This is a genomic window from Accumulibacter sp., assembly GCF_031732815.1.
Lineage (GTDB): Bacteria > Pseudomonadota > Gammaproteobacteria > Burkholderiales > Rhodocyclaceae > Accumulibacter.
The window spans coordinates 5,799-8,377 of sequence record NZ_JAVMKF010000317.1 but is presented as its reverse complement, the minus strand read 5'-3'; the positions used below and the strand labels follow the sequence as shown (position 1 = coordinate 8,377).

The following is a 2,579-nucleotide window of genomic DNA, read 5'->3' as shown; positions in this document are numbered from 1 at the left end:
GTCTTCCTGACCAGGGTCTGATTTTGTCGTCTGGCGGCGTATTGCCGCAGTTTGTGCGCCCACCGCGCAGTTACCGATTCGCATCGCTACGAGCTGCAATCGTCGACTATGTCGCCACGCCGTGCATCGATTTGGATCTCCTGCATCGAATACTCGCCGCTCCGCCCGATGGCGAGATCCGCCCCATGTTGCCGGTGCACTTCAACGAGTACACCAACACGCTGACCATCCGCACTAAGACCAAGCCCTGGACGATCAAGGGCGAGCGTCAGGCCGCAGCCGTCCGCTACATGTTCGAGCAGGCCATCAACGACAGATGGCTCCTTCCAGCTGCCGAAATCCTCGGCGCAGCCTATGCCGACAAAAAGACCGCTCGCAGCCAGCGCATGCAGAACCTGTTCAGTGGCAACACCGACTGGGAGGACTACATCGACAACCCTGAAAAGGGGAAGTATGGCTTCCGCCGAGATTGACCGGCCACCAGTTGGCAGCTCTACGCACAACCGCCTTCGGGCGGTTTTTTGCTTTCTGGCCCCCGCTTTTCCCCTCAGAAGCTGCGCCCGTACATCCGCCCGTACATGGCGGCGGCAGACGCCCGCACAGGCCGACTTCGAAACTGACCTCACGAATTCGCAACAACCAGAAGGAGTGCATCGTGAGTGTCAAACATCTGAATCAAGGCCAACTGGCCGAACGCTGGGGAGTCAGCGAAGCCACGCTTGAGCGCTGGCGTTCCGAGGGAATCGGCCCGGTATTTTTGAAGCTGCAAGGCCGCGTCGCGTATCGCATCGAGGACATCGAAGCCTACGAGGCCGAGAGCCTGCGCAAGAGCACCTCCGAGCGGGTCAATGCGGGAGGTGCACTGTGAACCGCATCTCCCCCGACGAAGTCCTGGCCACCCCGGCCAGCGAACTGGCTGCGCTTGCCAGCGAATCGCTGTTCCAACTCAAGAGCGACGCCGCTGATCTCCTGGTTGCTGCCAAGGCGATCGTCGAGCACGTCGATCGCGCACTGGACCTCAAGTACGCCGACCGCGCCCATCAGCTGCGCCTGGCTGCAGGCAAGGACACCGGCGTCGTCCATTTTGACGACGGGCACGTCCGCATCACTGCCGATCTGCCCAAGAAAGTCGACTGGGATCAGAAGCGGCTTGCCGAGATCACCCAGCGCATCGCCGCCAACGGTGACGACCCGTCCGAGTACGTGGAGATCAGCTACCGGATCTCGGAAACCAAGTTCAACGCGTGGCCCGAGTCGCTCAAGAGCGCCTTCGCTCCGGCACGCACCCTCAAGACCGGCAAGCCGGGCTTTCGTCTCGCTCTGCTTCAGGAGTAATCGCCATGAAAACCAAACCTACGCTGCTCGAACTGCTGCGCAAGCAGCCGGAAATGTATCTCCGAGATCTGCCGGACAACATCCGCATCCCGGCACTGGACGGCAATCGCCCCGACGAAGTCGTGCGTCGCCTCGAAGACGCCACCATCGATGACCTGGCATTCGCGATCCAGGGCATGGAGTCGGAGTCCCGTCTGATCCATCGCCGTCTGGGCGGTCTGCGCGACCTGTACGAAATGGCCCGCAAGCGCGGCGCACTCGGCGTGACCACCGTCGCTGACGCGTTCGCCAACATCAGCACCGAGGAGGCCGGCAAATGAGCCTCCCCATCATTACTGCAGACCAGCGCCTGGCCGAGCGCCGTGGCGTGAAAGGCGTGCTCGTCGGCAAGAGCGGCATCGGCAAGACGTCACAGCTCTGGACGCTGAAACCCACGGCCACGCTGTTCTTCGACCTTGAAGCTGGAGATCTGGCTGTCGAGGGCTGGGCGGGCGACACGATCCGTCCGCGCACCTGGCAGGAGTGTCGTGACTTCGCGGTGTACATCGGCGGGCCGAATCCGGCGCTGCGCGACGACCAGCCGTTCAGCCAAGCCCACTTCGATGCCGTGTGCGCGCGCTTCGGCGATCCGGCCGTGCTGAACAAGTACGACACCGTGTTCGTCGACTCCATCACCGTGGCCGGACGCCTGTGCCTGCAATGGTGCAAAGGCCAACCCCAGGCCTACTCCGAGAAGACCGGCAAACCCGACAGCCGGGGTGCATACGGGTTGATGGGCCAGGAAATGATTGGCTGGCTGACCCACCTGCAGCACACGCGCGGCAAGAACGTCTGGTTCGTCGGCATCCTCGATGAGCGGCTGGACGATTTCAATCGACGCGTGTTCTCGCTACAGATCGACGGCTCCAAAACGGGCCTGGAACTGCCAGGCATCGTCGACGAGGTCGTCACCCTGGCCGAACTGAAGGCCGATGACGGCGCCAGCTACCGCGCATTCGTCTGCCACACGCTGAACGCATGGGGTTACCCCGCCAAGGACCGCTCCGGGCGGCTCGATCCGATCGAAGAACCGCATCTCGGCCGCCTGATGGAAAAGATCGCCGGCCCTGCCAGGCCCGCTACCGAGCGGCTCGATTTCGCGCGGCCTGCACCCGCTGCCGCGCCTGTCCCTAACACCGAATCCACTTCCACTCAGGAGTCCTGATCATGACCTACTTCGATTTCAATTCCGCTTCCGAACAGAC

Annotated in this window: 4 protein-coding genes and 1 pseudogene; all 5 read left to right on the top strand. The window is 62.6% G+C overall.

The window, feature by feature from the left end:
* Positions 1–473: pseudogene (locus RKP46_RS19430) on the top strand (hypothetical protein); the annotation flags it as partial.
* 182 nt (positions 474–655) lie between these two features.
* Positions 656–868, top strand: coding sequence for an AlpA family transcriptional regulator (locus RKP46_RS19425; protein ID WP_077144371.1), 213 nt, complete (start codon positions 656–658; stop codon positions 866–868).
* Complete coding sequence (locus RKP46_RS19420) at positions 865–1,335, top strand: hypothetical protein (protein WP_311108147.1); 471 nt, start codon at positions 865–867, stop codon at positions 1,333–1,335. Before RKP46_RS19425 ends, RKP46_RS19420 begins: the two co-directional genes overlap by 4 nt.
* Before the next feature lie 5 nt (positions 1,336–1,340).
* Positions 1,341–1,655: a hypothetical protein gene (locus RKP46_RS19415; protein ID WP_239901899.1), complete on the top strand. Its 315-nt coding sequence runs from the start codon at positions 1,341–1,343 to the stop codon at positions 1,653–1,655.
* A complete protein-coding gene (locus RKP46_RS19410; RefSeq protein ID WP_311108146.1) occupies positions 1,652–2,539 on the top strand; it encodes an ATP-binding protein in 888 nt (295 codons plus the stop codon). The genes RKP46_RS19415 and RKP46_RS19410 overlap by 4 nt, the downstream gene beginning before the upstream one ends.
* Positions 2,540–2,579 lie beyond the last annotated feature (40 nt).

Coding starts and splice junctions, on each gene's coding strand:
- RKP46_RS19415 (WP_239901899.1), top strand. CDS start 1,341: ATGAAAACCAAACCTACGCTGCTCGAACTGCTGCGCAAGCAGCCGGAA.
- RKP46_RS19410 (WP_311108146.1), top strand. CDS start 1,652: ATGAGCCTCCCCATCATTACTGCAGACCAGCGCCTGGCCGAGCGCCGT.